Here is a 26,147-nt window from a genome sequence, read left to right on the forward strand (position 1 = left end):
AACCGTCATTAGTAATGCACATGCAAACCTAGATGCGCATGAAATTCACTCCGCTTGGTATCAAAAAACCGCCCCCGCCTTCCCAGGGGAAAGTCGGGGACGGTCCGAATGTCATGCTGTTCAACGTCCATGGTACAAGCTCGTGCATATATGGGCTGTGTCCCTAGCCAAGCTTATACAAGTTGATTCCAGTTATTAGTCAGCCAAGATGTATTGGTTGAGTTTTGCTCTCAGCAATTCTTGACGACCGGATTGGTTTTTGCGTGGGCTTTCGTTGTTCAGTGCGTATTCTGCAAGGGAAGCCAGAGTCGCTTTGCCTGCAACAACCTCAGCACCGATACCTTCTTTGAAGCTGCTGTAACGTTTTTCGATGAAGTCATCGAATACGCGATCTTCGATCAATTTAGCAGCTACTTTCAGACCTTTAGCATACGTATCCATACCTGCGATGTGAGCCAGGAACAGATCGTCTGCTTCGAAGGATCCACGGCGTACTTTGGCGTCGAAGTTCACGCCGCCACGGCCGATACCGCCGTTTTTCAATACTTCGTACATCGTCAATGTTGCATCGTACATATCCACTGGGAACTCATCCGTATCCCAACCGATCAGCATATCGCCTTGGTTGGCATCCAGGGAACCGAGCATGCCGTTTGTACGGGCAACACGGATTTCGTGATCGAATGTGTGACCTGCCAGAGTTGCATGGTTTGCTTCCAGGTTCAGTTTGAAGTGTTTGTCCAAACCGTATTTTTGCAGGAAGGCAATGGAAGTCGCTGCATCATAGTCATATTGGTGTTTCGTTGGCTCTTTTGGTTTAGGCTCGATCAGGAATTGTGCGTCAAAGCCAATTTCCTTCGCGTAGTCTACAGCCATGTGGAACATGCGGGCAATGTTGTCCTGCTCCAGTTGCATGTCTGTGTTCAGCAATGTGTCGTAACCTTCACGGCCGCCCCAGAATACATAGTTTTCAGCGCCCAGACGTTTACCCACTTCCAGACCTTTCTTGATTTGCGCTGCTGCATGTGCGTACACGTCAGCATTGCATGTGGAAGCTGCACCAAACATGAAGCGCGGGTTGGAGAACATGTTCGCCGTGTTCCAGAGCAGTTTTTTGCCGCTGGATTTCATGTGGTCTTCAATCAGGTCAACGATCGTGTCGATGTTGCTGTAGAACTCACGCAGGCTGTTGCCTTCTGGTGCGATGTCCACATCGTGGAAACAGAAGAACGGGAGATTCATTTTTTCCAAAAATTCAAAAGCCGCTTCCACGCGTACTTTCGCGAGGTCCAGACCCGAGTATTTATCCCAAGAACGAACAGCTGTCTCTGCACCGAACGGGTCACTGCCGCCTGCAGTTAATGTATGCCAGTAAGCCATGCCGAAACGGAAGTGCTCTTCCATCGTTTTGCCAGCAACAACTTCTTCCGGATTATAATGTTTGAAAGAAAAAGGATTGGTGGAGTCTTTGCCTTCAAATGCGATTTTATTAACGGATTCAAAATAGGCCATGTAAAATGCCTCCTCAATAGTTTTAAAGAAATCGTTTACACCGTTATCCTATCACATCGGTTATACTTTGTCTATTGGTTAAACAAAGTAAAATAAAATTGTTTTTTCCGGGTTTGTTTACGCTATAATAGTCGAATAGCTTGAGCACGGGATGAATGATTGAACCCTTTTATATACAGAATAGGAGTGCCTGATTGTTATGAAAATTACCGGAGACCAGATGCTGGTCAAAAAAATAAACAAGTCCATCGTCCTTGATACGATTCGTCGCCATGCCCCTCTTTCCCGCGCAAGAGTATCCGAAGTTACGGGACTTAACAAAGCAACCGTGTCCAACCTTGTTGCCGATCTCATCAGCGATGAGCTTGTCCAGGAGATTGGTCCGGGTGAATCCAGCGGTGGCCGCAAGCCGCTCATGCTGCTGTTTCGAGGTACGGCTGGATATGCAGTTGGTCTGGAGCTGAGCGTAACTCACCTGAAGGGTGTGCTTACCGATCTGGAGGGCCATATCATAACGGAGTATGCCATCAAGCTGGAACAGCATGATGTGCCTTCCGTATTGGAACAGTTGAAACGTGCAGCGGAACATCTGATTCAGTCGGCTCCTCCCTCCCCACATGGTGTAATTGGTATTGGCATTGGGGTACCCGGGATGGTGGATGAGGCTGGTACAGTGCTGTTTGCACCCAACCTGGGTTGGGAGAAGGTCGAGCTTCGCTCCATGCTGGAGGAGATGTTTGAGCTTCCTGTAACGATTGACAACGAGGCCAATGCAGGGGCTCATGGTGAATTGAATTTTGGCAGCGGCATTGGGGTACGTCATCTCATCTATATCAGTGCAGGGATGGGTATCGGATCGGGCATTATGGTAGACGGTGAATTGTACAAAGGTGCCTGGGGCTACGCCGGGGAGACAGGCCACATGTCAATCGAAGCCGAAGGCAGACCCTGCTCTTGCGGCAATCACGGTTGCTGGGAGCTATATGCTTCCGAAAAAGCCTATGAGCACCCAGACCACCAGCTTCATTTGCCAGCTCACACCACTCGCGAGCTCGTAGAATATGCCCAGCAAGGTCATGAGGCCGTATTGAACTTATACGAAAACATCGGTCGCAAACTGGGCGTGGGCATCACGAATATCGTTAACAGCTTCAATCCCGAGCGCATCATCATTGGCGGGCCACTCTCCGAAGCAGGTCCATGGATTGAAACAGCGCTCAAACAAGTTGTGGAAGAGCGTACACTGCCCTATCACCGTCGCAGTTTGCAAATCGAATGGGCAGCACTGGGCAGCCGTTCTACCCGTATTGGTGCCGCTTACTCTGCTATTTCCCAGTTTCTAGGTAAAATAAGAGTGTCGGTCTAATAACTGCTGAAAATTGACATCATTTTGCCCCATTTCCTCCCTTTTTGTTAAAGAAATCCAGAGTTATAATGAGGATATGTGATTTTTGTCATGGCGGGATGATTGCCGCTGTGTTAATTCCTATAACGAAACGGAGTGAAAACCCGTGACCTACGTGGATACTTCAGATATCTCGGCGCAAATGTTTGTCACCGTACTCCTGTTCTTGATCGTGCTTGCGCCGCTGTTCAGCCTCGGCATACTTCGATTGTTTCAGAGCAAAAAGAAGGCTGGGTTCATGTATATGCTGTCAGGCGTATTGGTGTATGTAGTTTTTCAGACGTTTATGAGCATCTTTTTTTAGATGAAAACCCTCGTTTTAAATGACGAAATCCCTTTCCGCAGTGAATCTAGAGTTCATGTTACCATGTGCTCCTGATCACTGGCGCAAGGGGATTTTTCACTTCAAAAATAACGTAATCGCAACAAAAGAAGCCCTAGTCCAGAGCAGGACCAAGGCTTCTTTCAGTTATATATTCAAACGGCTCGCGCGAACCGGAATAGCTCCATCCATTCTTAATAATCCGATGGGGATAATTAAGCGTCCAGTGCTTTTGCGAATTGTGTTTTGTTCATACCCAAGATGCGATGTTCACCAATAACAGTCAGAGGTACTGCACGTACGCCCATATCCCATACTTGTTGTGCAAACTCGTCACTTGTCTCAATGTTGCGCTCTTCATAAGAAATTCCTTTATCAGCCAGGAACGTCTTCACTGCTTTGCAGTTCGGGCAGTTGGTCGATGTGTATACAATTACGTTTTCCATTATTCATTCACCTCATATAGTTTATATATAGTTATAACGTTAATTTACCCATTTAAACGAAATACCTTACAGTGCTACTGCGCTATGCTCCAGGCTTTCGATGAATTTCTCTGCATCCATTGCAGCCATACATCCGCTGCCTGCCGCTGTAATCGCTTGTTTGTAGCGTGTATCTTGAACGTCTCCACAAGCGAATACGCCTGGAATGTTCGTTTCAGAAGTACCTGGTGTGGTCATAATATACCCATGTTCATCCGTTGTAATCTGTCCACCAAGGAACCCAGTGTTTGGTGTGTGACCGATCGCTACAAATACGCCGCTTGCCGGAAGAATTTCTTCTTCGCCCGTTGCGTTGTTCAACACTTTCAGTCCAGTTACCCCATGATCACCAGCAATGACTTCGATCGGCGTACGGTTCAGAGCTATTTCCACTTTTTCGTTGCTGCGTGCACGGTCTTGCATGATTTTGGAACCGCGAAGCTCCTCACGACGGTGTACCAAAGTTACTTTGGAACCGAAACGGGACAGGAAGCTTGCTTCTTCCAATGCAGAGTCGCCTCCGCCGATAACGATGATTTCTTTATTGCGGAAGAAGAATCCGTCACATGTTGCGCAAGTGCTGACACCGCGGCCCACGTTTGTTTCTTCTCCAGGAATACCAAGGTATTTAGCAGATGCACCAGTAGACAGGATTAGGGTTTCCGATACCAGTTCACCCATGCCCTCAACCTGAATTTTGAACGGACGCTCACTCATATCGACGTTGTTTACCCAACCTGTGCGGAATTCAGCGCCAAAACGTTCTGCTTGTTTACGCATGTTATCCATCAGTTCAGGACCCATAATACCATCAGGGAAACCTGGGAAGTTCTCCACTTCCGTTGTTGTTGTCAGTTGGCCACCAGGTTGTGGTCCTTCGATAACCAGTGGGTTAAGGTTGGCACGAGCCAGATAGATTGCTGCTGTCAGCCCTGCTGGGCCTGTTCCGATAATAATGGATTTATACATGTATAGTTCCTCCCCCGAGTTCTGCAAAAAGGTTGGGCTCACTAGCATCAAAAGCAAATGCCCCTGCATACACTAGATCGATATAAGCCTAATTCATGTCCACAAGACCTGCCCAATATGACAATTGCCCTATGCAGAAATGGAATTCTAATTTATAATCATTCTAATCTGTTGTTCATTATGATCTCTTTTAACTACGGTGTCAATGCTCGGCAGCGATTATGAAGAAGTCTTCATCAGGAGGGAAAATGGAAGCATGAACGATGCACTCATTGGCAGCTTTATCTCAGCCATGTCTACCGGCCTTGGGGCGGTACCTATTTTATTTATGCGGAAAGTAACACACCGTCTGCGCGATATCTTGCTTGCTTACGCAGCAGGCATCATGACCTCGGCTTCGGTGTACAATCTCATTCCCGAGGCGCTGGGGCAGTCGAACTTGTTCGTGCTCGCTCTTGGCATTATGCTCGGCAGCATGGTTTTGCTGGTACTCGAAATGAAGATCCCTCATGTGGATCTGGAGAATCCGGAGAAGATGCCATTTAAAATTGAAGCCAAAGCCTTCATGATAATTGCAGCCATCACCATGCATAACCTGCCTGAAGGCCTTTCTGTAGGTGTCAGTTACGCCAGTACCGATGCCAGTCTGGGGAATCTCATTGCCTTTTCGATTGGTTTGCAAAATGCTCCCGAAGGATTCCTGGTTGCTCTGTTCCTGGTGAATCAGAATATCGGCCGCTTCAAGGCACTTGGAATCGCTACCCTGACAGGAGCCGTCGAAATTATCACCGCCATGATCGGCTACACGCTTAGCAGCCTTGTCGCAGGACTTGTCCCTTACGGGCTTGCATTCGCCGCAGGTGCAATGATGTTCATTGTATATAAAGAACTGATTCCCGAAAGTCACGGAGATGGCAACGCACGTGTAGCCACCGTTTCATTTTTGCTGGGACTCATTACGATGATTGGTTTGACTGAGCTATTCTAAGCAAGACTTTTCCGTAGATAAACGTACATGCCAAAGAACCTGAGGACAGATCATTCTGCCCTGCAGGTTCTTTTTTTGGTCACAAATGAAGATTACATGAAATTACTGGGAGACTTTGTAAGGTTGGCTTAATACGTCCCATCAGGATGCATGGAACGGTTTCCTAGAGATTCATTTTCCGGATTATTAGCGAAGCAGTCTTAAACCATTAAGTATTACCAGAATTGTGCTGCCCTCATGCCCAACAACCCCCAGTGGCAATGCAACTCCTTGCAGAAAATTCCCCGCGATCAGTGTCAGAATAACCGTTATGGCAAAAAACATATTCTGCTTCACGGTCCGTTGTGCTCTTCGCGCCTGCTCAATCACCCAGGCAATTTCCTCAATATTATCATTCATGAGCACCACATCAGCCACCTCCAGCGCTGTCCCGCTTCCCGACATTCCCATGCCCATGCCCACAGTAGCCGCTGCAAGTGCAGGAGCGTCATTCACACCATCACCAACCATGAGCACCTGTCCGTACTCCTGACGCAATGCCTGTACCTGTTTCACTTTATCTTCGGGAAGCAGATCGGCATAGACGAGACTTACTCCTATTTCCCGTGCGATTACAGCTGCAGATGTGGCCCGATCACCTGTCAGCATGGCCACCTTCACGCCCATATCCTCCAGCTTCTTCACTGCTGCTGCGGCTTGTGGACGAACGGTATCCCGCATGGCGATCAGGCCAGCAAAATGGTTATCCGCCATGACGATGGATACCGTTTTGCCTTCACGCTCAAGTCGTGCACGTTCGTCGTGCCAGTGTGAATGGGTATCCAGGTGTATCTCATTCGTTTTCCCAATCTTCCAGAGAACACCGTGTACGTACCCTTCAATACCCCAACCCGTCAGTGTTTGTACCCGTTCGGCTTCTTGCGTCACAATACCTTCACGCACTGCCTGATCTACAATGGCTCGAGCCAGCGGGTGCATGGACAAGTTCTCAATGGCAGCTGCTGCAGACAGCAGTTCGGCGCGACTTATGCCCTCGGCTGTTAATATATCTGTGACTTGGGGAGTACCCATGGTCAATGTCCCTGTTTTATCAAAAGCCACGACTCGGGTCTGAGCCATATTCTCCACGTGGGCCCCTCCCTTGAACAGAATACCGCGACGTGCACTGCTGGACATCGCAGACAGCATGACTGGCATGATGGAGGAAACCAGTGCACAAGGTGAAGCTACAACGAGAAAAACCATGGCTTTATAAAAAGCCTCATTCCAAGTCCAGCCCAGCAGCAGTGGAGCTCCTGCGATAACCATTAAAGTTACACCCACAACCACTCGTGCGTAAATGCCTTCGAATCGCTCTATGAAACGCTGTGAATCCGGCACTTCGGCTTGTGCCTCTTCGACCAGCTTAATGATTTTGCCAAACAGCGAACCTGCAGCCGACTTCGTTACCTCTACATACAGAGCTCCTTCGCCGTTCACCGTTCCTGCATAAACCTCGTCTCCCTCAGCTTTATCCACCGGCAGGGATTCCCCCGTAATGGAAGCCTGATTAATGAATGAACTCCCGCGATATACGGTACCGTCGGCCGGGATTAATTCCCCCGGTTTGACCAGCAGCAGGTCACCAGGCATCAGCTCATCAATGGCAACAAGATTCATCTGTCCCTTCTCAATACGGAGTGCTGTCTCCGGCTTAAGTGCCATCAGCGATGAAATATCCTTATGGCTCCGTTCCGTCGCATAACTTTCCAGCGCACCACTTAACGCAAAAATGAAGATCAGCATCGCGCCCTCATTCCAATATCCAATAGCTGCTGCACCCAGTGATGCTGCAATCATGAGCAGATTCACATCCAGATCGCGGTCCTTGACCAGTGTCTCCACACCCTCCTTGGCCTTGGTCCATCCTCCGATTGCGTAAGAAACGATGTACAGCATGATGGATATTGCATTGAAATAGGGTGAAGTTCCCCATGCAACAAGCATTAATAACCCGCTGCCGAGAGCCGCCTGCATCTCCTTATTCCGGAGCATGGCGCGAAAATTAGGTTTACGTCCACGGTTCGGGTTAGGTGACTGGGCAGAGTTCTGTTCTGCTTGTACCTGGGTGGGTATAGGTTGATGTATCGCTTGCATGTGAATCACGATCCTTTCTTGTTTAGTTGATTAAGTAGAGTCGTATTGAGAATGAGAGCCATTGTTAATGCCCTAAAAATGACACATGCTGCTGCGGGAATCCCGCAGCAGCATGGTTTTTGAATGAGAATGATAATCATTTTTGTACTTATGCAATTATGTTTACCCAATACAACTTCGAGTATATTATAGGCCTCGATCTGACGTTTGTAAATGGGCAATTTCCTGATCACAGGCTGCTGAAATGCAAAAAAGCCGTCCGTCCTAAAGGACGGCGGCTTTCGTATGATCTGTTTGGTTACGCTCCAACACTTGCTCCCTGACTCGCCTTGATGGCCTGTTCCAGGTCATACAGGATATCCTGAATATTCTCCGTACCGATCGACAGACGGATAAGTTCAGGGTTAACGCCTGCTGCGTTCTGCTCATCTTCTGTCAGCTGCTGATGGGTTGTGCTTGCGGGGTGAATGATCAATGACTTGGAATCACCCACATTCGCAAGGTGTGAGAACAGCTTCACACTTTCGATCAGCTTACGTCCTGCATCTACACCGCCCTTAATACCAAATGTCAGGATTGCTCCCTGCCCTCTTGGCAGATACTTTTGTGCGAGTTCATAAGATGCATGACTTGGCAGACCTGCGTAGCTTACCCACAGCACATCCTCATGTTTCTCCAGATATTCCGCAACAGCCAGTGCATTGCTGCTATGGCGCTCCACACGCAGATGCAATGTTTCCAGTCCTTGCAGAAGCAGCCATGAATTAAATGGCGAGATGGTTGCGCCCAGGTCGCGCAGCAACTGCACCCGTGCTTTGATAATGTAGGCAATCGGTCCAACCGCTTCGGTGTATACCACACCATGGTAACTGGCATCCGGCTCTGTCAGACCGGGGAATTTGCCGCTCGCTTTCCAGTCGAATTTTCCGCTATCGACAATCACGCCACCAATGGATGTACCATGACCGCCAATAAACTTCGTGGCCGAGTGAACCACAATATCCGCTCCATGTTCAATCGGACGAAGCAAGTATGGGCTGGGGAACGTGTTATCCACGATCAGAGGAATACCATGCTCATGAGCAATCGCCGCAACAGCTTCAATGTCCAGCACGTTTCCTTGAGGATTACCGATCGTTTCCGCATATAATGCTTTCGTTTTCTCTGTAATGGCCGCCCTGAAATTCTCGGGATCACTGGAATCAACGAACTTCACATCAAGACCCAGCTTCGGCAATGTGGTTGAGAACAAATTATACGTACCACCATACAAGCTCGCCGAGGATACAATTTCATCCCCTGCACCTGCGATATTCAAGAGAGAAAACGTAATGGCTGCCTGCCCGGAAGCTGTAGCCAGTGCCCCGGCTCCTCCCTCCAATGCCGCAATCCGCTGCTCGAACACATCGGTTGTCGGGTTCATTAGACGGGTATAGATGTTGCCAAACTCTTTCAGACCAAACAGATTGGCAGCATGTTCCGTGTCCTTGAAACCATAAGATGTGGTCTGATACAAAGGCACAGCACGTGCATGAGTCGTTGGATCAATCTCCTGGCCTGCATGAATTGCCAATGTTTCAAATGAAAGCTCACGTTCGTTTGACATAAATCTGAATCCTCCCTTGGCTTATACGTTTCAAAGATCCTGATGTCCTCACATGGTGGCATATGTTTTCCATATTCTCTCACAAGATGTCGTGTTTGAAAAGAGTTATTTCCGATTTATCCGATGAGAAATATTTTATATGTATTGTTGACAAGGTTATACCAAAAACCTTTGCGAGGGCAAAGGTTTCCTGGCTATTTTAATATCGCGATATCGCAGAATAAGCTTATCTTCAGCCCATCTCTACACTCTCACACCATTCCATACTTCACGCAAATGCTTGGCTGCAGGAACGGCCTCTTCGGCAGTTACCCCCTCCAGTGAGATATCGATATGTGGCTTATACGTTTTTAACAGCTCGAAAAACAGCGGATAATCCAATATGCCTTCACCGGGTACTGGATTAATCTTCTCGCCCTGTGCATTGAAGGCCACATCCTTCGCATGAATGACAATGATTCGCTGGTATAGCGTCTCCATTACATCACGCAGGAAAGCACCCTGGTCTGCAACATTCGGCTGTTTAATCAGATTGCATGGATCAAATAACATGCCCAGATTGGAGGAGGGGATCTCTTCAAACAAACGAGTCATATGTTCACGTGTATGAAGTGTATGGGTAGATACAGGCTCAATGGCCGCATGTACGCCCCACTTTTCCGCTTCCTCCGTGATTTCCTCCAGCGTTTCCCGCAGCACGCTCCAGGCTTTTTCTTCATACCCATCTGGGTGGGTGGCTTGGTAGGTGTCCAAACCTCCCGTTTCTGTTGCAACCATGCTGCAGCCAAAATCACGGGCATACCGCAGATGTTCCTTGAAACGCTCGATGTCTGCCCTTCTGCGTTCAGCATCCGGATCAATCGGATTAATATAGCAGCCCAGAACAGCGATCTTGACTCCGCGCCTAGCAAACTGGTCCCCAATTTCATTCGCCAGTCCTGGACTGAGTTTGCCGTTAGACGAGTCAACATCCGATAGGGCTTTTGCAAGCGCCAGCTGTACCGAATTGAATCCATGATCTGCGATCGTTTGCGCAAGCTGGGCTGTAGGCTGTTGGCCAAACGTATGTGCCAGAATACCAAGTTTCATGTCACTGCCTCCTTCACCATTGATAGCAGAGCAGATTAACGAGCCATCCAGCCGCCATCTACATTCAGTACATGACCATTCAAATAATCCGAAGCAGACGATGCAAGAAACACGACTGGCCCTTTCAAATCTTCCGGAGTTCCCCATCGTCCTGCAGGAATACGAGCTGTGATATCCCGATACCGGTTTTCATCCGCACGAATCTGAGTGGTATTATCCGTCTCCATGTAACCTGGTGCGATCCCGTTAATTTGTACACCCTTACCTGCCCACTCATTAGCGAGCGCCTTGGTCAAGCCTGCAACCCCATGCTTACTGGCTGTATAACCCGGGACGTTAATACCTCCCTGGTAGGACAACATGGAGGCGATATTGATGATTTTGCCGCTACCGCGTTCAATCATGTGTCTGCCCGCCAGCTGACTCAGGAAAAATACCGTGTTCAGGTTAAGCCCGATGACATCGTGCCAGTCCTGCTGTCCATGGTCAGCCGCAGGTGTACGACGAATTATACCCGCATTGTTAACGAGAATATCTATTTTACCTTGAAATGCTAATGCCTTCTCAAATACTGCCGGCAATTCATCTTCACGACTTAAATCGGCTTCAATGATATATGCTTTGCGCCCGAGCGCTTCGATCGCGCCTGCTGTCTCGGATGGTTTTGAATAGGAAACGAGTATCACATCTGCTCCGGCCTCCGCCAGACCAATCGCCATTCCCTGCCCCAAACCACCGGAAGTACCGGTTACAAGCGCAACTTGTCCGCTTAGATCAAATGGATTCATGAATGATTCCTCCGCATGTTATGAGATGCAAACCTGTAAGTGATGCCAATCAACTTTTTGGATATGATTAGCGATTCAGAAATTAAGTCCATCTGTGCGTTTAGCTTTGATAATCGACTTTGACACCGATGTGGTTATACAGTGCAGCGGTCTCTTCACCCAGCTGACTGTCACTGATAATACAGTCCAGCTCCGAACAATGCGCGAAGGTCCGCAGCGCAAATTGTCCAAATTTATAATGGTCAACCACGCCAAAGACCTGCTGAGAGGCAGAGATCATCGCTTTTTTTAGTGGAACCAGATCACCTGTATAGATGGAGAGTCCGAACTCCGGATGTAGTGCAGTGGTAGAGATAAATGCTTTGTGGATATTAAGACTGGAGATAAAAGCCGCTGTGTCGTCTCCCACCAGCATATTACGGACTCTCGCCCCACCAGGCACGACCAGCCGGATCTGCTCCTTCTTGGTTAGCTCAGCAATAATAAAGAGATCATTGGTTACGACAGTGAGCGGCTGATTGTCCATCCGTTTCGCCATCTCGAGTGTGGTGCTCCCTCCGTCCAGCGCAATAATTTCATTGGGACGTATGTAAGCGAGCGCACGCTCGGCAATCTCCGTCTTCTCCGAATGATGCTTCTCTGTTGCTCCACGGCTGGTGAGGATACCATACTGATCATTCTGAGCCAGCATGGCTCCTCCATGGACGCGTACAAGCAGTCCCATCGCTTCCAGCTTGTCGAGATCCTCCCGAACTGTCTTGCCTGTCACCTGCAGCAGTTCGCTCAGATCATTAACGGTAACTTCCTGGCGCTCCAGCAGAGCCTCCATAATTTTTTCATGTCTTTTTAATGGATTCATTCAATCAACTTCCTGTTTCTTGGAATTTACGCGTTTATTTCAGGTCTTTCATCGCCACGCCGTCCATATCCTCGAACGTTTGGTTCTCACCAGCCATGGCCCAACAAAAGGTATAACTGCTTGTGCCAACGCCGCTGTGAATGGACCAGCTTGGAGAGATAATCGCCTGACGGTCACGCACAACCAGATGCCGGGTCTCGTTCGGCTCGCCCATCATATGGAATACTACTCCGTCTTCGGGCAGATTCCAATACAAATATACTTCGGAGCGGCGGTTATGGGTATGTGCAGGCATTGTGTTCCACATGTTTCCCTTGTCGAGCTCCGTGATGCCCATCACCAGCTGACAGCTCTGAATTCCGCCCTCACCCTGGTGAATGTAGCGATAGATAGTCCGTTCATTCGAACTTTCAATACTGCCCAGATGATTCGGCTGAGCTTGTTCCTGGGTTGCCTTTTGCGTAGGATAAGCGTGATGTGCCGGAGTGGATACAAAGTAAAACTGAGCCGGCTGCTCATTTCCATTACTTTTAAATACGACTTCTTTTACACCTTTTCCGATATAAAGGCATTCTTTGGCACCAATCTCATAACCCTGTCCATCTGCAGTGACCGTTCCATGTCCTCCAACATTAATGATACCGATTTCACGACGCTCCAGGAAAAAGTCCGTTCCAATGTCTTTCAGGTTCACTTCAAGCGCAATGTCCTTGCTCTGAGGTACCGCAGTCCCTACAATATAACGATCCACATGAGAATACACAGTAACCAGCTCGTCTGTTGCGAACAATTGCTCCATCAAAAATTCCTCACGCAGGCGAGACGTATCATAATTTTTCACTTCATTGGGGTGTGCAGCATAACGATTTTCCATCATTAATCCATTCCCTTCGTCAATTGAGTGATGTTTGAGATCATTTGATTACAAAGTTCATATAAGTTCATTTTAGTTCATTATGTATCATTTGTGTACCTTTTTTTCGAAAATAAACAGATTTTAATTAAGCTGTATTTGGGTTTACCAATTTAGCGAAAACAAAAAAGAGGATCTCCACCGTCTGCAATGCAGACGGGGAGATCCTCTTCATTCAAATCTTAATGTGCAACGGCATTGTTCAGCATGATCCAGATTGAACCAAGAACGATGGTCAACATGATCAGCAAGCCGAAAATCAAAGCCATGACATTCCAGCGTGGTTTTCCTGTTTCACGAATATGCATGAAGAAGAAGAGTTGAACCACAAACTGAAGTGCGGCCGTTACGAGAATAACAGCCATTGTTCCTGTTCTGCCCATCATATCGTTCAGTACAACCACCAATGGGATGATTGTGAGGACGATGGACAGAATGAAGCCGATGACATAAGACTTCATGGAGCCATGCTGTTCGTGAGCATGGGAATCATGTGAGTTATGCTCTGCCATCTACATCACCCCCATCAGATAAACGATCGACAGGAGGAAGATCCAGACGACGTCCAAGAAGTGCCAGTACAAGCTGATTACGTTGATTTTACCGCGAGTCACATCGGTAATACCACGTTTTTTCAATTGGAACATCAATCCGATCATCCAGATCAAACCTAACGATACGTGAAGTCCGTGAGTTCCCACGAGGGTGAAGAATGCGCCGGAAGCAGCACTCGTCGTGTAGCTGAATCCTTCGTGAATCATCTCAACAAACTCGGTTACTTCAAGTGCGATAAAGGCTGCACCGAGAACGGCTGTAACTGCCAGCCAGCTAATCAGCTGCTTCACTTTACCTTGGTTCATCGCAAGAACGGCAAGTCCGCTCGTGAATGAACTTGTGAGCAAGATGAATGTCTCGGCGATAACGCCCGGCATTTTGATCAGCTCAGACAATATTGGTCCGCCCGCCGTATTGTCACGCAACACAATAAAGGTTGCGAACAATACGGAGAACAGGATAACGTCGGAAATCAGGAAGAACCAGAAACCGAGCAATTTCAATTCTTGTGGATCATGGTGACCATGGTCGTGACCGTGATCGTGACCATGCTTAGCGGCTGCTTGAGCCATTATACCGACCCCCTTAACGACGCTTCGGTACGCTTAATTTCGTCGACCGGAATGTAATAATCCGTATCGTATGAGAATGAACGAGCGATCATGCAGATCCCTACGCCAGCGAGTCCGAGAATCGCCATCCACAGCCATCCGAATACAAAGCCGAAGCCGGCGATGAACCAGAAGACAGACATGATAAACGGAATTGCGGAGTTCTTAGGCATATGAATCGGTTCGAGCGGCTGTTCTGGTGGGTAGATGCCTTTGGCACGACGTTCTTTCTCTTCCCACCACTCATCAATATCATCACCGCGCGGTGTAATGGCAAAGTTGTACTCAGGAGCTGGTGAAGGAATCGACCACTCGAGTGTACGACCATCCCATGGATCGCCGGATGCTTTGAGTGTTTTGTATTTGCGAATACCGTCTGCGATTTGTGCAACCTGGAACAAGAAACCTACACCCATCAGGAATGCCCCGATTGTGGATACGAAGTTCAGTTCCCACCAGCCGGTATCCCAGCCGTAGGTGCTCAGACGACGTGTCATACCCATCAAACCTACAGCGTACTGCGGCATGAAGCAGACATAGAAACCAATATTCCAAGTCCAGAACGCCCATTTGCCCAGTTTCTCTTCAAGTTGGAAACCGAACATTTTTGGCCACCAGTAGTACAGACCTGCGAAGTATCCGAATACTACACCACCGATCAATACTTGGTGGAAGTGGGCAATCAAGAAGTAACTGTTGTGGAACTGGAAGTCAGCTGGTGCTACGGAGAGCAGAACCCCCGTCATACCACCGACGATAAAGCATGGAATAAATGCGATTGTCCATAACATCGGGGTGGCCATACGGATCCGTCCGCGATACATCGTGAACAGCCAGTTGAAGATTTTAACCCCTGTCGGAATGGCAATCAACATCGTTGTAACAGCGAAGAATGCATTAACGTCTGCTCCCGAACCCATCGTGAAGAAGTGATGCGCCCATGTGAAGAAGGACAGGAAGCTAATGATCAACATCGCAAATACCATTGATTTGTAACCAAACAGTTTTTTCTTCGCGAAGGTACTTACAACCTCCGAGAAGACACCGAATGCCGGCAAGACGACAATGTATACCTCAGGGTGACCCCACATCCAGATCAAGTTGATATACATCATAGGGTTACCGCCCATATCAAGCGTGAAGAAATGCGCCCCGCCGAATCGATCCAGGAAGAGCAATGCAAGTGTCACAGTCAGGATTGGGAATGCAAACAAGATGATGATACAAGTGGAGAATACCGACCATGTGAACATCGGCATTTTCATCCATTTCATGCCTGGCGCACGCATTTTAATGATGGTAACCAGGAAGTTGATACCGGTAGCCAGGGAACCGATACCCGAGATCTGTATACCCCATATATAGAAGTTCTGTCCTACCCCCGGACTGTGTGACAGCTCCGATAGAGGCGGATAACTCAGCCATCCTGCATCAGGTGATCCACCGATAACGAAGGATAGGTTGAACAGCATTGCTCCCAGGAAGAATAACCAGAAGCTCAAAGCATTCAGGAACGGAAATGCGACGTCCCTTGCCCCTATTTGTAGAGGCACAATTACGTTAAACAAACCGAACATAAATGGCATCGCCATGAACAGGATCATGATGGTACCGTGAGTCGTAAAGACTTGGTTATAATGTTCTGGATGCAAGAAATCCATGTTAGGCATAGCTAGCTGAAGACGCATCATCAGCGCATCGACACCACCACGGAACAACATGATGATGGAAGCAATGATATACATAATACCGATCTTTTTATGATCGACGGTTGTTAACCAGTTACGCCAGAGCCAGCCCCATTTTTTGAAATAAGTCAGCACCGCTACGATGGTAATCATCGTAATACCGATGGCCACGTCCGCACCATAAATCAGCGGGTCACCGGTAACGAAAAACTCCGATGCAAACTCCTTAAGTCTCTCTAACATTGGGGGCCTCCTTTCGAATCTTTAGTTAGAACTCTTGTCCACTTTCGTAGACGTATTTTCTTGGGCGCCTGAAGCTTCTTCCGAAGTTCCATGGTTATGAGCGCCTGTACCTTCAATGACATACTTGGTCACGATGTCTTGGAACAATCCTTCAGGGAAGGAAGAATAATAAGCAACATTGCTAGTTCCCGGTTCCGCCAGTGTGTTATACGTTTCTTGTGTCAGCGGTTGGGATTGTAGTTTCACTTCATCCACCCATTGGTTGAATTCTTCATCCGATGTGGCATTGACATCAAAACGCATTTGGGCGAAATGTTCGCCGGTAAAGTTGGCGCCAGAACCGAAGTAAGTTCCTTCGTGATCGGCTTGCAAATACAAGGTCATCGCCATACCCGACATCGTATAAATTTGTCCACCAAGCTGCGGAATCCAGAACGAGTTCATCGGTGAATCCGCAGTAAGCTCAAATTTAACGGGCCGGTCTGTCGGAATATTCAACGTGTTGACCGTTGCAATGCCTTGCTCAGGATACATAAACAACCATTTCCAGTCCAGTGAAGATACTTGAATGGTAATGGGTTCTTTCTCGGAAGCCAGTGGCTTCGATGGCTCCAAATCATAGGTGTAGCGAACAGTTACGATCGCAAGCAATCCGATGATGATAATTGGAACCGTCCACCAGATAGCCTCAGCTTTGGTACTATGAGCCCAGTTCGGCTCATAAGCAGCTTTATTGTCCGGCTTGTCGCGGTAACGCCAAACGATTACAGCAGACAAAATCAACACAGGCACGATAACGATCGCACAAAGAATTGTCGAAATGACAATCAAATCTCTCTGCGAAGCGCCAATAGGTCCCTTCGGATCCAGAACAACGTACTGCCCGCCTGCCAGCATTGGCCAGACAATCAATGCAATTGTAACCAACGTCAGGACAACCGGAATGATAATCCGGGTAAGCGACCTAGGTTTCTTGTTCATCTTGATCCCCTCTCCTTAAATTCGCTCATACTGAAAAATCAGTATACTACTCTCTTCCTTCTAAAGATATCAGAAATGAGCAACTTTTTTGGTCTTGTTAACAAATTTGTCGATTTTACACCTTAAATGTGTGAATTTTTTCTCACAAATCACTTGCACACTTGATATTTTTCCATTGTAATCATTACACTTCGAGTCACAAAATAAAACCCTTTGCAGTCCCGTTGAACAGTCTCAACGAATCCGCAAAGGGCTTTATTGACTGGATTCCGGGTACTTATCCAGTCTTATTATGAACGAAAGATCGCCAGATTATAATTAATCCGCTCCTTCATCTTCCCGGCGTGTATGAACAAGACCAATTGATTTGGCGATTACATAAATAAACACACTACCTACCAGAAAACCGATACCGACCATCAAGCCAAGATTACGGTCATTAAATTCATTCAGGTTAATCAAACACATGACCACTCCAGTAATGAGGGCGATCCAGGCCAAAACTGTCATCGTCAACACTGCGCGCCGCATATTCTTATCTTTACGCTCCAATTGGCTTACCATTGCTGTCTTCGATGCCATAGTAAACACTTCCTTTTCCCTTTTTGTAAGTGCTTTCCTTTTACCAATATACCACATCAGTATGATTTTTAGTCAACAAATGTTCAAATTTATTTCGAAATTTGGACACTTTATTTTGATTTAGACTGTTGACAAACACTTGATTTACCCTCTTGTTATGTATAACCCAAAAACGGCCTCTTCATAACAGCAATAGGATTTAACCTTTTGAACGCTTTATGAACATGTCTCCTTTCCCTGAAAATCGTCACAAAAAAAAACGGCGGTTCGGATAAACCGAACCCACCGTCTTGTTTCGAATCTATATTGTGTATGGATAGCTCCAACTAATTACGTGTCTCCAGCCAGTTGTTTTTAATGACATTCTGGTACCAGTAAAAGCTTTCCTTCGGCGTTCTTACCAGTGAACGATAGTCCACATGAACAAGACCGAAACGCATCCGGTACCCTTCTGCCCATTCAAAGTTGTCCATCAGAGACCATGCCATGTATCCCTTCAGGTTAATGCCATCGTTAATGATCCGGTGAATTTGGGCTAAATGCTGTTCGTAATACGAAATCCGGCGATCATCATTAATTTTCCCATTCTCCAGATCATCATTGATACAAGCACCATTCTCGGTGATGTAGACATCGACGTTGCCATACTTCTGCAGGTAATGCATGAACTCATACAGCCCGCGGGATTCAATCGGCCAGCCAATGTCCGTCTTCGTCAGGCCCATATCCACTTCTTCAGACTGCAGTACCCCTGCCTCCGGATTGAAACGATTAATGCCCATCGTGTAATAGTTGATCCCCAGCAGGTCAATCGGTTGCGAGATAATCTCCATATCACCTTCCTGGATTGGCACTGTGGCACCCGCTTGGGCAAACCAATCCACCATGAATTGCGGGTAGGAACCTTTGTAGATCGGGTCTAGGAACCAGTCTGTGTTGAGTGCGATAGAGCGGTCGCATGCCGCTTGATCTTCCGGTGACTTACTGTAAGGCTCAGCCCAGCATACGTTAGGTGCAATACCGATCTGTCCCGTTGTGCCAAGGCGCCGGAAGGACTGTACCGCTTTACCATGAGCAACAAGCAGTCCATGAGCGACATTAAGGGAGGTCTGAAGGTCTTTGTTCCCCGGTGCATGGATTCCCAGTAGGTTCGACAGGAATGCAATACACCATGGTTCGTTAAACGTCAGCCAGAACTTGATTTTACCCGTGAATTCCTTGAAGATGACCTCTGCATATTTAACAAAGGCATCGACGGTTCTCCGGTTTCCCCAACCTCCGTCATCCTCCAACACTTGAGGCAGATCCCAGTGATAGAGCGTGCAAAAAGGTTCAATACCTGCCTCAAGCAGCTTGTCCACGAATCGGTGGTAAAAGTCCAGGCCTTCACGATTGATCTCGCCATCCCCGTCCGGGATAATGCGCGGCCAGGCAATGGAGAATCGGTAGGTGTTGATACCCAGCTTCTTCATCAGCTTAATATCTTCCTCATAACGGTGGTAGCTATCGCAAGCTACATCTCCATTATCCCCGTTGAAAACTTTGCCTGGTGTCCGGGCAAACGTATCCCAAATGGATACACCGCGTCCACCTTCCTGTGCTGCTCCTTCTATTTGATAGGAAGCTGTTGCTGTACCCCAGCGAAAATCCTGCGGAAATTGAAAAATGGTCATTGGTTTTTCCCCCGTCTCCCTATGATACGCGGACAGTCTGTCCTGCGGTCATGGATAAAGTTATTACATAATCCCCTTGTGGTGTCAGCACAGCCTGATGCTGCTCCCCATGTTCACCTCGCAGCGCGTGTGCACTTCGAATGGTCACCGAACCATCCCGCTCAGCCTTGATTACGGCAGATACCAATTGGCTGTCCTTCCACTCCATGGATAGGGTATAGCCTCCCCGTGCACGCAAACCAGTTACGCTGCCTTGTGTCCATTCATCTGGCAGAGCCGGCAGCAAATGCAGTTCATTCAGATGGCTCTGCAGCAGCATCTCTGCAATGCCGGCCGTGCCCCCGAAGTTGCCATCAATCTGGAACGGAGGATGATCGTCGAATAGATTAGGGTGAGTGGAGCGGGCAAGCAGTGTACGTACAAACTGATGCGCCTGGCCACCGTCAAGCAGACGCGCATACAGATTGATTAACCATGCACAGCTCCAACCGGTATGCCCGCCCCCTTGCGATATGCGCCGTTCAAGCGCTATGCGCGAAGCTTCTACAAGCTCTGGTGTATCCATTCGATTGATCTGTTCCCCCGGATACAGGCCATACAGATGAGAAACATGGCGATGTCCTGGCTCCGATTCGGCGAAATCCCTGAACCATTCCTGCAATTGACCTTCACTGCCAATCCGGAACGGATATAATCTGCTCAGGCTGTCTTCCCATTCCGCAATCAGTGCCTGATCGACCTCAAGAGTCCCCGCTGCCTCTATACATCTGGTGAACAATTCACGAATCAGTGTCATATCCATTGTCGACGCCATCGAAATGCTGCGTGCTTCTCCTTCACCTGTCAAAAACTTGTTCTCCGGTGAGGTTGAAGGGGCAGTAACCAAATATCCATCCGGTCCTTCAATCAGCCAATCCAGACAGAAAAGTGCCGCCTCCTTCATGACTGGATAAGCACGCTCTTCGAGGAAACGCTGATCTCCGGTAAAGAGGTAATGTTCCCACAGATGTGAAGTCAACCAGACACCACCCATCGGCCAAAATGCCCAACTGGCATCACCGCCCGTAGGTGTAGTCGTTCTCCAAATATCCACGTTGTGATGGGCTGTCCATCCACGAGCACCGTACAATATGCGAGCTGTTCTGCGCCCAGTCTGGCTGAGGTCCTCCAACAAATCGAATAGTGGTTCATGGCATTCACTCAGATTACACACCTCAGCCGGCCAATAATTCATTTCCGTATTGATGTTGATCGTATAATCACTGTGCCACGGCGGCTCAACCTGATGATTCCATATGCCCTGCAGATTGGCTGGCTGTGTGCCTGGTCGCGAGCTGGCCATTAATAGATATCTGCCATATTGAAAATAAAGAGCTTCGAGCCCGGGATCTTGAACTCCACTCTGGTAGGATTGCAGGCGCTCATCGGTAGGCAGCTCTGCGTTAGAAGTAGATCCGAGATTAAGACGGACCCGAGAGAACAAAGACTGGTGATCAGCCTCATGCCGAATACGCAAACTTTCATGCCCTAATGTCATGGCTTTCGCAATGACATCTCTGCACTCTTGCTCAAGCAACGGTCCATCCTTTACGGGAACAATCTCATAGCTCTCAAAAGCAGTAGCTGCAGCCAAGTAAAATACAACCTGTTTGGCTCCCTGAACATGAAGCTTGCCATCCACCGTTGATATCTTCGCCTCATTTCCGGTCACTGTCACGGCTAAACGAACTGCATACGGTGTCCCCCGGTCTTCTTCATAGATGACCGATTCGGGATGGTTCCGGAAATAGTTCGATTCCACATGACTCGGACAACGGCTGAACATAGTCACGCCATCTTCAGAAAGCTGGGTTGTATACGGATGCGGGCTATCCAAATGAGCAGTGATGTTAACTGCCCCGTCCCTGTCAGCCGTGAGCGTACATATCATCAGATCATCCGGTGTACTGGTGTACACTTCACGAACATAACGAACGCCTTCGTAGACATAGCTCGTCTTCGCTATACCGGATTCCAGATCAAGTTCACGCTCAAACTCTTCATAATTTAGCCCAAGAAGTCCTTCCTGCTGCAGAATGAAGTGCCCCATCGGCTGGTAAGCTTCCACATCACGGCCCAACATTTCACGGTTGAGCAGCTCTTCAGCTTCACTATATTGTCCCGCCATGATTAGTTCACGGGTGCGCTTCAAGTACCTCTGGCTGCTGTACTGAATGGTATCGCGCGGGAAACCTGACCACAGGGTATCTTCATTTAACTGTATACGTTCTTCTGCTGCACCACCGTACACCATACCGCCGAGACGACCGTTCCCAATAGGCAGCGCCTCTTCCCATCGAGCTGCGGGCTGGCGGTACCATAGACGATTGATCTTTGCTTCCTCATTGAATGGGGGCATAAACTAACTCCTCTTCATTCATCTATTATTTTACCGAAATAACTAAAACGTTTTCGAATACATCAAAACAGATGCCATTGTCATGTATTCACTGGATCTCCGTACACCTTAATTTAGTGCTTTAGCAACATTAAGGTGAAAGTGCTTTCAGTAAGAAAAGTATATTGGATTTAGAATTCTTCGTCAACGAAAAACATCACAAGACAAACAAGAAGAGACCCTTGTTCAGGGCCTCTTCTATACTATGGATGAACCTCCATCCATGCTTGATTATTTCACATCTTTGCCAGTCCAGAGGGATACACGGTCTTTAACCCAAACCGTATATTGTTTCTCCATTTCCACTGCACCTGCTTTATCCAGCTCAGCGAGCATGTCATCATAGACTTTATCGAAATTTGCTGGCGTCGTCAGAACTGCTTCTGGAATCCGTTTACGTACGATATCCTGAGTTTTTCTGAATGTTACGTCATAGTCTGTACCTGAAGGTACAGGCATGTTGTATGCCGCTCCCCATTCTTTGAGAGGAAGGTCTTCTTCAGACGGGTAGAACTCTTTCCAGGTTGTAATGCCATAGGCTTTGAGCGTTTCTTTCTCTGCTGGAGTATAACCAGCCACAATTTGCTCAGGGAAATTCGTTGTGTAATAGTTATCTGTAGAATCCTTCACACCATCACCATATCTTGCACTGAAGATATTGTACAGACCAATACCTGTTTCTTTACTGAATGCAGAGTTGTCGTTCGTTTTACGATCCTGAACTTCGTCAGGGATAACACGTTTGCCATTCTCTACATTATAATGTTGGCCTTCAATACCCCAGTTTCTAAGCACTTGACCTTCGTCAGAAGCGAGCCAGTCCATGAATTTAATGATACGCACTGGGTCTTCCGCTGCAGTGGTGATTCCAATTCCGTAGCCGTCGAATCCAGTTGGCTGGAATGTGTGGTCAACGATATCCTCGTTCAGGGATACAGAGAAGTGAGCGTACGTGCTGTCATCCTTGCCTGCACTTTTCAGTGCATTTTCAGCTTCTTGATAGTTCCATTCCTGGTCAATCAAGCCGAGTACACGGCCGCTGGCAATTTTGGATTTGTATTGGTCGTCTTTTTGAACAAAGGTATCTTTGTCGAGCAGTCCTTCATTATACATTTTGTTCAACCAACGGAAATATTCTTTTTCTTCCGGACGTTTGTAGTGCAGCATCGCTTCATACGTTTCCGGGTTGATATAATATTCACCGTCATCCGGAGCACCTGTTGCCTGGAATGCCGGGTTCGTTACGGTAATCATGATCTTCCAGTCATCCGCATTCAATGTCAACGGAATGGTTGGCTGACCGTCAATCGTTGGATGTTTCTCATAGTAGGCTTTGAGTACATTCTCGTAATCCTCAAGTGTTTTCACCTCAGGGTAGCCGAGCTCCTTCAACACTTTTTGCTGAATTTCAAAACCGCCTGTTGCGTCAAACGTCATATTATCTACACCCATATTGGTTGGGATCGTGTAGATGGATGGATCTTCCGTGCTGTATTTCAAACGATTCATCTGATCGCCATAGATTTTCTTCAGGTTCGGTGCATGCTCCTCAATCAAATCCGTGAGGTCAATCATCGCACCAGCATCTACAAGCTTAGACAAGTTACCTTTTGGGAAAATGATATCAGGATAATCACCACTGGCAGCCATAAGACCAATCTTTTGATCGCCACCATTGTTTACATCGTATTCTGCTTCAATTGTAACGCCAGTTTGCTTGGTAATTTCCTTACCGACTGCATCTTGCATCTTGTTCCACGTTGGACTTGCATCAGCACCAAAAAACGTAAATGTAACCGGATCGGTACCGTTTGAATCTTCAGAAGCACTTTTGCTTCCCGAATTTCCACAACCAGCAGTAACCAACAGCGCACTTGCGAGCATCAACATTGCAAAAGTCTTAGGTGTATTGCCTTTCATTTTGCCTCTCATTGTCTAGTTCCCCCTATTATTATGAAGGTTTTATCTGTATAACAGGCTAAGCCTGCGAATACCACTTTTGGAGCGCATTTCTGTATGCGCTTACCATAAGACCAATCCATACTTTTTGTAAGCCTAAAATATATTGTATGGACATATTACTTTAATGCTTCTAACAATGGTAAAACGTTTTCGAAACTTACTTTAAAACGCTTACTGAAAGTGCTTACATCAATGATTATATGCTATCCGACCCGTCCCGTCAACAACAAAAAAAGGCCTTTTTACAAGGCCTCTTTCTGCAAAACAAAAGCTTTAAATTATCGTTCGTTTTCTGAAAAATTTCAGTTATTTCACATCTTTACCCGTCCACAGGGCTACACGTTCCTTCACCCATACAGTGTACTGTTTCTCCATCTCTACTGCCCCTGCTTTGTCGAGTTCAGCCAAGAGGCCGTCGTAGACTTGATCGAAGTTTTCAGGCTTCGCCAGAATAGCTTCAGGGATCCGTTTGCGGATGATATCCTGTGTTTTCTGGAATGTTACGTTGTAGTCTGTATCCGATGGAACCGGCATGTTGTACGCAGCGCCCCAGTCTTTCAATTTCAGTTCATCTTCGGATGGGAAGAAATCCTTCCATGTTGTAATACCATATGCTTTCAGCGTTTCCTTCTCAGCTGGAGTGTAACCCGCTTGGATCTGTTCAGGGAAGTTGGTTGTGTAGTAATTGTCCGTAGAATCTTTTACCCCGTCGCCATATCTCGCGCTGAAGATGTTGTACAGACCAATACCTGTTTCTTTGGTAAATGCTGAATTGTCGTTAACTTTGCGATCCTGAATTTCGTCAGGGATAACACGTTTGCCATTTTCAACATTGTAATGTTGACCTTCAATTCCCCAGTTTCTCAGCACTTGACCTTCATCTGAAGCGAGCCAATCCATGAATTTGATGATTCGTACCGGATCTTTGGCCGTTGTTGAAATCCCGATTCCGTATCCGTCGAATCCAGTTGGCTGGAATGTGTGATCCACGATATCCTCGTTCAGGGATACAGAGAAGTGAGCATACGTGCTGTCATCTTTGCCCGCAGCTTTGAGGGCATTTTCAGCTTCACCATAGTTCCAGTCCTGGTCAATCAAACCGAGTACGCGGCCGCTGGCAATTTTGGATTTGTATTGGTCATCTTTTTGAACAAAGGTATCTTTGTCGAGCAGTCCTTCATTATACATTTTGTTCAACCAACGGAAATATTCTTTTTCTTCCGGACGTTTGTAGTGCAGCATCGCTTCATATGTTTCCGGGTTGATATAATATTCACCGTCATCCGGTGCACCTGTTGCCTGGAATGCCGGGTTCGTTACCGTAATCATGATCTTCCAGTCATCCGCATTCAATGTCAGAGGAATGGTTGGCTGACCGTCAATCGTTGGATGTTTCTCATAGTAGGTTCTTAATACGTTTTCGTAATCTTCAAGCGTTTTCACTTCTGGATATCCAAGCTCTTTTAGAACCTTTTGTTGAATCTCGAATCCACCACCAGCGTCAAATGAAACGTTATCTACGCCCATGTTCGTCGGAATGGCATAAATGGCCTGATCTTCGAGACTGTATTTCAAACGATTCATCTGATCGCCATAGATCTTTTTCAGGTTTGGTGCATGTTCTTCGATCAGATCGGTAAGGTCAAGCATAGCACCTGCGTCAACAAGCTTCGATAAGTTCCCTTTAGGAAAGATAATATCTGGGTAATCACCGCTGGCAGCCATCAAAGGTATTTTCTGATCTCCGCCATTATTCACATCGTACTCTGCCTCAATCGTAACACCTGTTCGTTTGGTAATCTCTTGGCCGACTGCATCCTTCATATTGTTCCAGTTTGGACTTGCATCTGCACCAAAGAATGTAAACGTGATTGGACTGGTTGTATCCCCTGTATCCTTCGGTGTTTCAGAAGCAGTAGTACCTCCTCCGCAGCCTGCCGTAATGGCAAGTGCACTTGCAAGTAGGAGCATTGCGAATGTTTTTGGTGTTTTGCCCTTCATGTATAATCCCCCTTATGGATAAAATGAAGCTATCTATTGTATAACAGGCTGGCCTGCACATACCGGAAAGTGAATGATCTCGATGTAAAACTTTAGTTATTATTACTTTAAAAGCGCTTACCAAATGAGTTGATCATTGCCTTTTCAAAATTAATAAACCTGATATATTCCTTTACTTCGAACTTGAAGGGATAGCCGTTAAGGTCTGTCATACCAGTGATGTAAGTGCTTTCATAATTGAATCATAATCGCTCCGAAACTCCTTGTCAATAGTGAAATCACAAATTTGAAAACGTTTTTCGGAAAACGTTTTAGTACAAAAAGAAGAACCCAGGTTTCTGG

At 47.2% G+C, this 26,147-nt stretch carries 21 protein-coding genes; 3 read left to right on the top strand and 18 right to left on the bottom strand.

The features are described 5' to 3' along the window. Positions 1-195: 195 nt before the first annotated feature. Complete coding sequence (xylA, locus tag F4V51_RS24745; protein ID WP_095292400.1) at positions 196-1,512, bottom strand: xylose isomerase; 1,317 nt, start codon at positions 1,510-1,512, stop codon at positions 196-198. A 199-nt stretch (positions 1,513-1,711) separates the two neighbouring features. Here xylA and F4V51_RS24750 point away from each other — a divergent pair, with 199 nt between their 5' ends. After that, positions 1,712-2,878, top strand: a complete 1,167-nt coding sequence (locus tag F4V51_RS24750; protein WP_153979978.1) for an ROK family transcriptional regulator — start codon at positions 1,712-1,714, stop codon at positions 2,876-2,878. Between the two features lie 145 nt (positions 2,879-3,023). After that, positions 3,024-3,221: a hypothetical protein gene (locus F4V51_RS24755; protein ID WP_053779005.1), complete on the top strand. Its 198-nt coding sequence runs from the start codon at positions 3,024-3,026 to the stop codon at positions 3,219-3,221. Between the two features lie 233 nt (positions 3,222-3,454). Here the strand turns inward: F4V51_RS24755 and F4V51_RS24760 are convergent, their stop codons facing one another. Together F4V51_RS24760 and trxB are read right to left on the bottom strand one after the other, a co-directional pair. Further along, the gene (locus F4V51_RS24760) at positions 3,455-3,685 is read right to left on the bottom strand and encodes a glutaredoxin family protein (protein ID WP_095292396.1); all 231 of its coding nucleotides are present in this window, start codon (positions 3,683-3,685) and stop codon (positions 3,455-3,457) included. 66 nt (positions 3,686-3,751) lie between these two features. Next, positions 3,752-4,693 carry a thioredoxin-disulfide reductase gene (gene trxB / locus F4V51_RS24765; protein ID WP_153979979.1) on the bottom strand — a complete coding sequence of 314 codons (942 nt, stop codon included), beginning with the start codon at positions 4,691-4,693 and terminating at the stop codon, positions 3,752-3,754. Positions 4,694-4,949: 256 nt separating this feature from the next. Between trxB and F4V51_RS24770 the strand changes: the two genes are divergently transcribed. Further along, the gene (locus tag F4V51_RS24770) at positions 4,950-5,681 is read left to right on the top strand and encodes a ZIP family metal transporter (RefSeq protein WP_127539829.1); all 732 of its coding nucleotides are present in this window, start codon (positions 4,950-4,952) and stop codon (positions 5,679-5,681) included. 186 nt (positions 5,682-5,867) lie between these two features. Here the strand turns inward: F4V51_RS24770 and F4V51_RS24775 are convergent, their stop codons facing one another. The 15 genes from F4V51_RS24775 to F4V51_RS24845 form a co-directional block, all read right to left on the bottom strand. Continuing rightward, positions 5,868-7,817 (bottom strand): heavy metal translocating P-type ATPase, encoded by a 1,950-nt coding sequence (locus F4V51_RS24775; RefSeq protein WP_153979980.1) that lies wholly within the window; start codon positions 7,815-7,817, stop codon positions 5,868-5,870. 298 nt (positions 7,818-8,115) lie between these two features. Then, positions 8,116-9,423, bottom strand: a complete 1,308-nt coding sequence (locus tag F4V51_RS24780) for a homocysteine synthase (RefSeq protein WP_153979981.1) — start codon at positions 9,421-9,423, stop codon at positions 8,116-8,118. Positions 9,424-9,666: 243 nt separating this feature from the next. Next, positions 9,667-10,512 (bottom strand): sugar phosphate isomerase/epimerase family protein, encoded by an 846-nt coding sequence (locus F4V51_RS24785; protein WP_153979982.1) that lies wholly within the window; start codon positions 10,510-10,512, stop codon positions 9,667-9,669. A 35-nt stretch (positions 10,513-10,547) separates the two neighbouring features. Further along, positions 10,548-11,300: a 2-dehydro-3-deoxy-D-gluconate 5-dehydrogenase KduD gene (kduD, locus tag F4V51_RS24790; RefSeq protein WP_153979983.1), complete on the bottom strand. Its 753-nt coding sequence runs from the start codon at positions 11,298-11,300 to the stop codon at positions 10,548-10,550. Positions 11,301-11,400: 100 nt separating this feature from the next. Then, entirely contained in the window at positions 11,401-12,159 is a 759-nt protein-coding gene (locus F4V51_RS24795) for a DeoR/GlpR family DNA-binding transcription regulator (protein WP_153979984.1), read from the bottom strand. Between the two features lie 34 nt (positions 12,160-12,193). Then, positions 12,194-13,033 (bottom strand): 5-dehydro-4-deoxy-D-glucuronate isomerase, encoded by an 840-nt coding sequence (gene kduI, locus F4V51_RS24800; RefSeq protein ID WP_095361811.1) that lies wholly within the window; start codon positions 13,031-13,033, stop codon positions 12,194-12,196. Positions 13,034-13,254: 221 nt separating this feature from the next. Then, complete coding sequence (cyoD, locus tag F4V51_RS24805; protein ID WP_153979985.1) at positions 13,255-13,584, bottom strand: cytochrome o ubiquinol oxidase subunit IV; 330 nt, start codon at positions 13,582-13,584, stop codon at positions 13,255-13,257. Beyond that, positions 13,585-14,199, bottom strand: a complete 615-nt coding sequence (cyoC, locus tag F4V51_RS24810) for a cytochrome o ubiquinol oxidase subunit III (protein ID WP_095292385.1) — start codon at positions 14,197-14,199, stop codon at positions 13,585-13,587. After that, entirely contained in the window at positions 14,199-16,169 is a 1,971-nt protein-coding gene (locus F4V51_RS24815; protein WP_153979986.1) for a cbb3-type cytochrome c oxidase subunit I, read from the bottom strand. Before F4V51_RS24815 ends, cyoC begins: the two co-directional genes overlap by 1 nt. 21 nt (positions 16,170-16,190) lie before the next feature. Beyond that, a complete protein-coding gene (gene cyoA, locus F4V51_RS24820; RefSeq protein WP_153979987.1) occupies positions 16,191-17,150 on the bottom strand; it encodes a ubiquinol oxidase subunit II in 960 nt (319 codons plus the stop codon). 318 nt (positions 17,151-17,468) lie between these two features. Beyond that, positions 17,469-17,732 carry a hypothetical protein gene (locus F4V51_RS24825; RefSeq protein ID WP_095292381.1) on the bottom strand — a complete coding sequence of 88 codons (264 nt, stop codon included), beginning with the start codon at positions 17,730-17,732 and terminating at the stop codon, positions 17,469-17,471. 326 nt (positions 17,733-18,058) lie between these two features. Beyond that, positions 18,059-19,405: a GH1 family beta-glucosidase gene (locus tag F4V51_RS24830; RefSeq protein WP_153979988.1), complete on the bottom strand. Its 1,347-nt coding sequence runs from the start codon at positions 19,403-19,405 to the stop codon at positions 18,059-18,061. A 19-nt stretch (positions 19,406-19,424) separates the two neighbouring features. Beyond that, positions 19,425-21,803: a glycoside hydrolase family 95 protein gene (locus tag F4V51_RS24835; protein WP_153979989.1), complete on the bottom strand. Its 2,379-nt coding sequence runs from the start codon at positions 21,801-21,803 to the stop codon at positions 19,425-19,427. Positions 21,804-22,073: 270 nt separating this feature from the next. Then, a complete protein-coding gene (locus F4V51_RS24840) occupies positions 22,074-23,774 on the bottom strand; it encodes an ABC transporter substrate-binding protein (protein WP_390586369.1) in 1,701 nt (566 codons plus the stop codon). Between the two features lie 336 nt (positions 23,775-24,110). Next, complete coding sequence (locus F4V51_RS24845; RefSeq protein ID WP_153979990.1) at positions 24,111-25,805, bottom strand: ABC transporter substrate-binding protein; 1,695 nt, start codon at positions 25,803-25,805, stop codon at positions 24,111-24,113. Positions 25,806-26,147 lie beyond the last annotated feature (342 nt).

The organism is Paenibacillus xylanilyticus (assembly GCF_009664365.1).
Taxonomy (GTDB): domain Bacteria; phylum Bacillota; class Bacilli; order Paenibacillales; family Paenibacillaceae; genus Paenibacillus; species Paenibacillus xylanilyticus_A.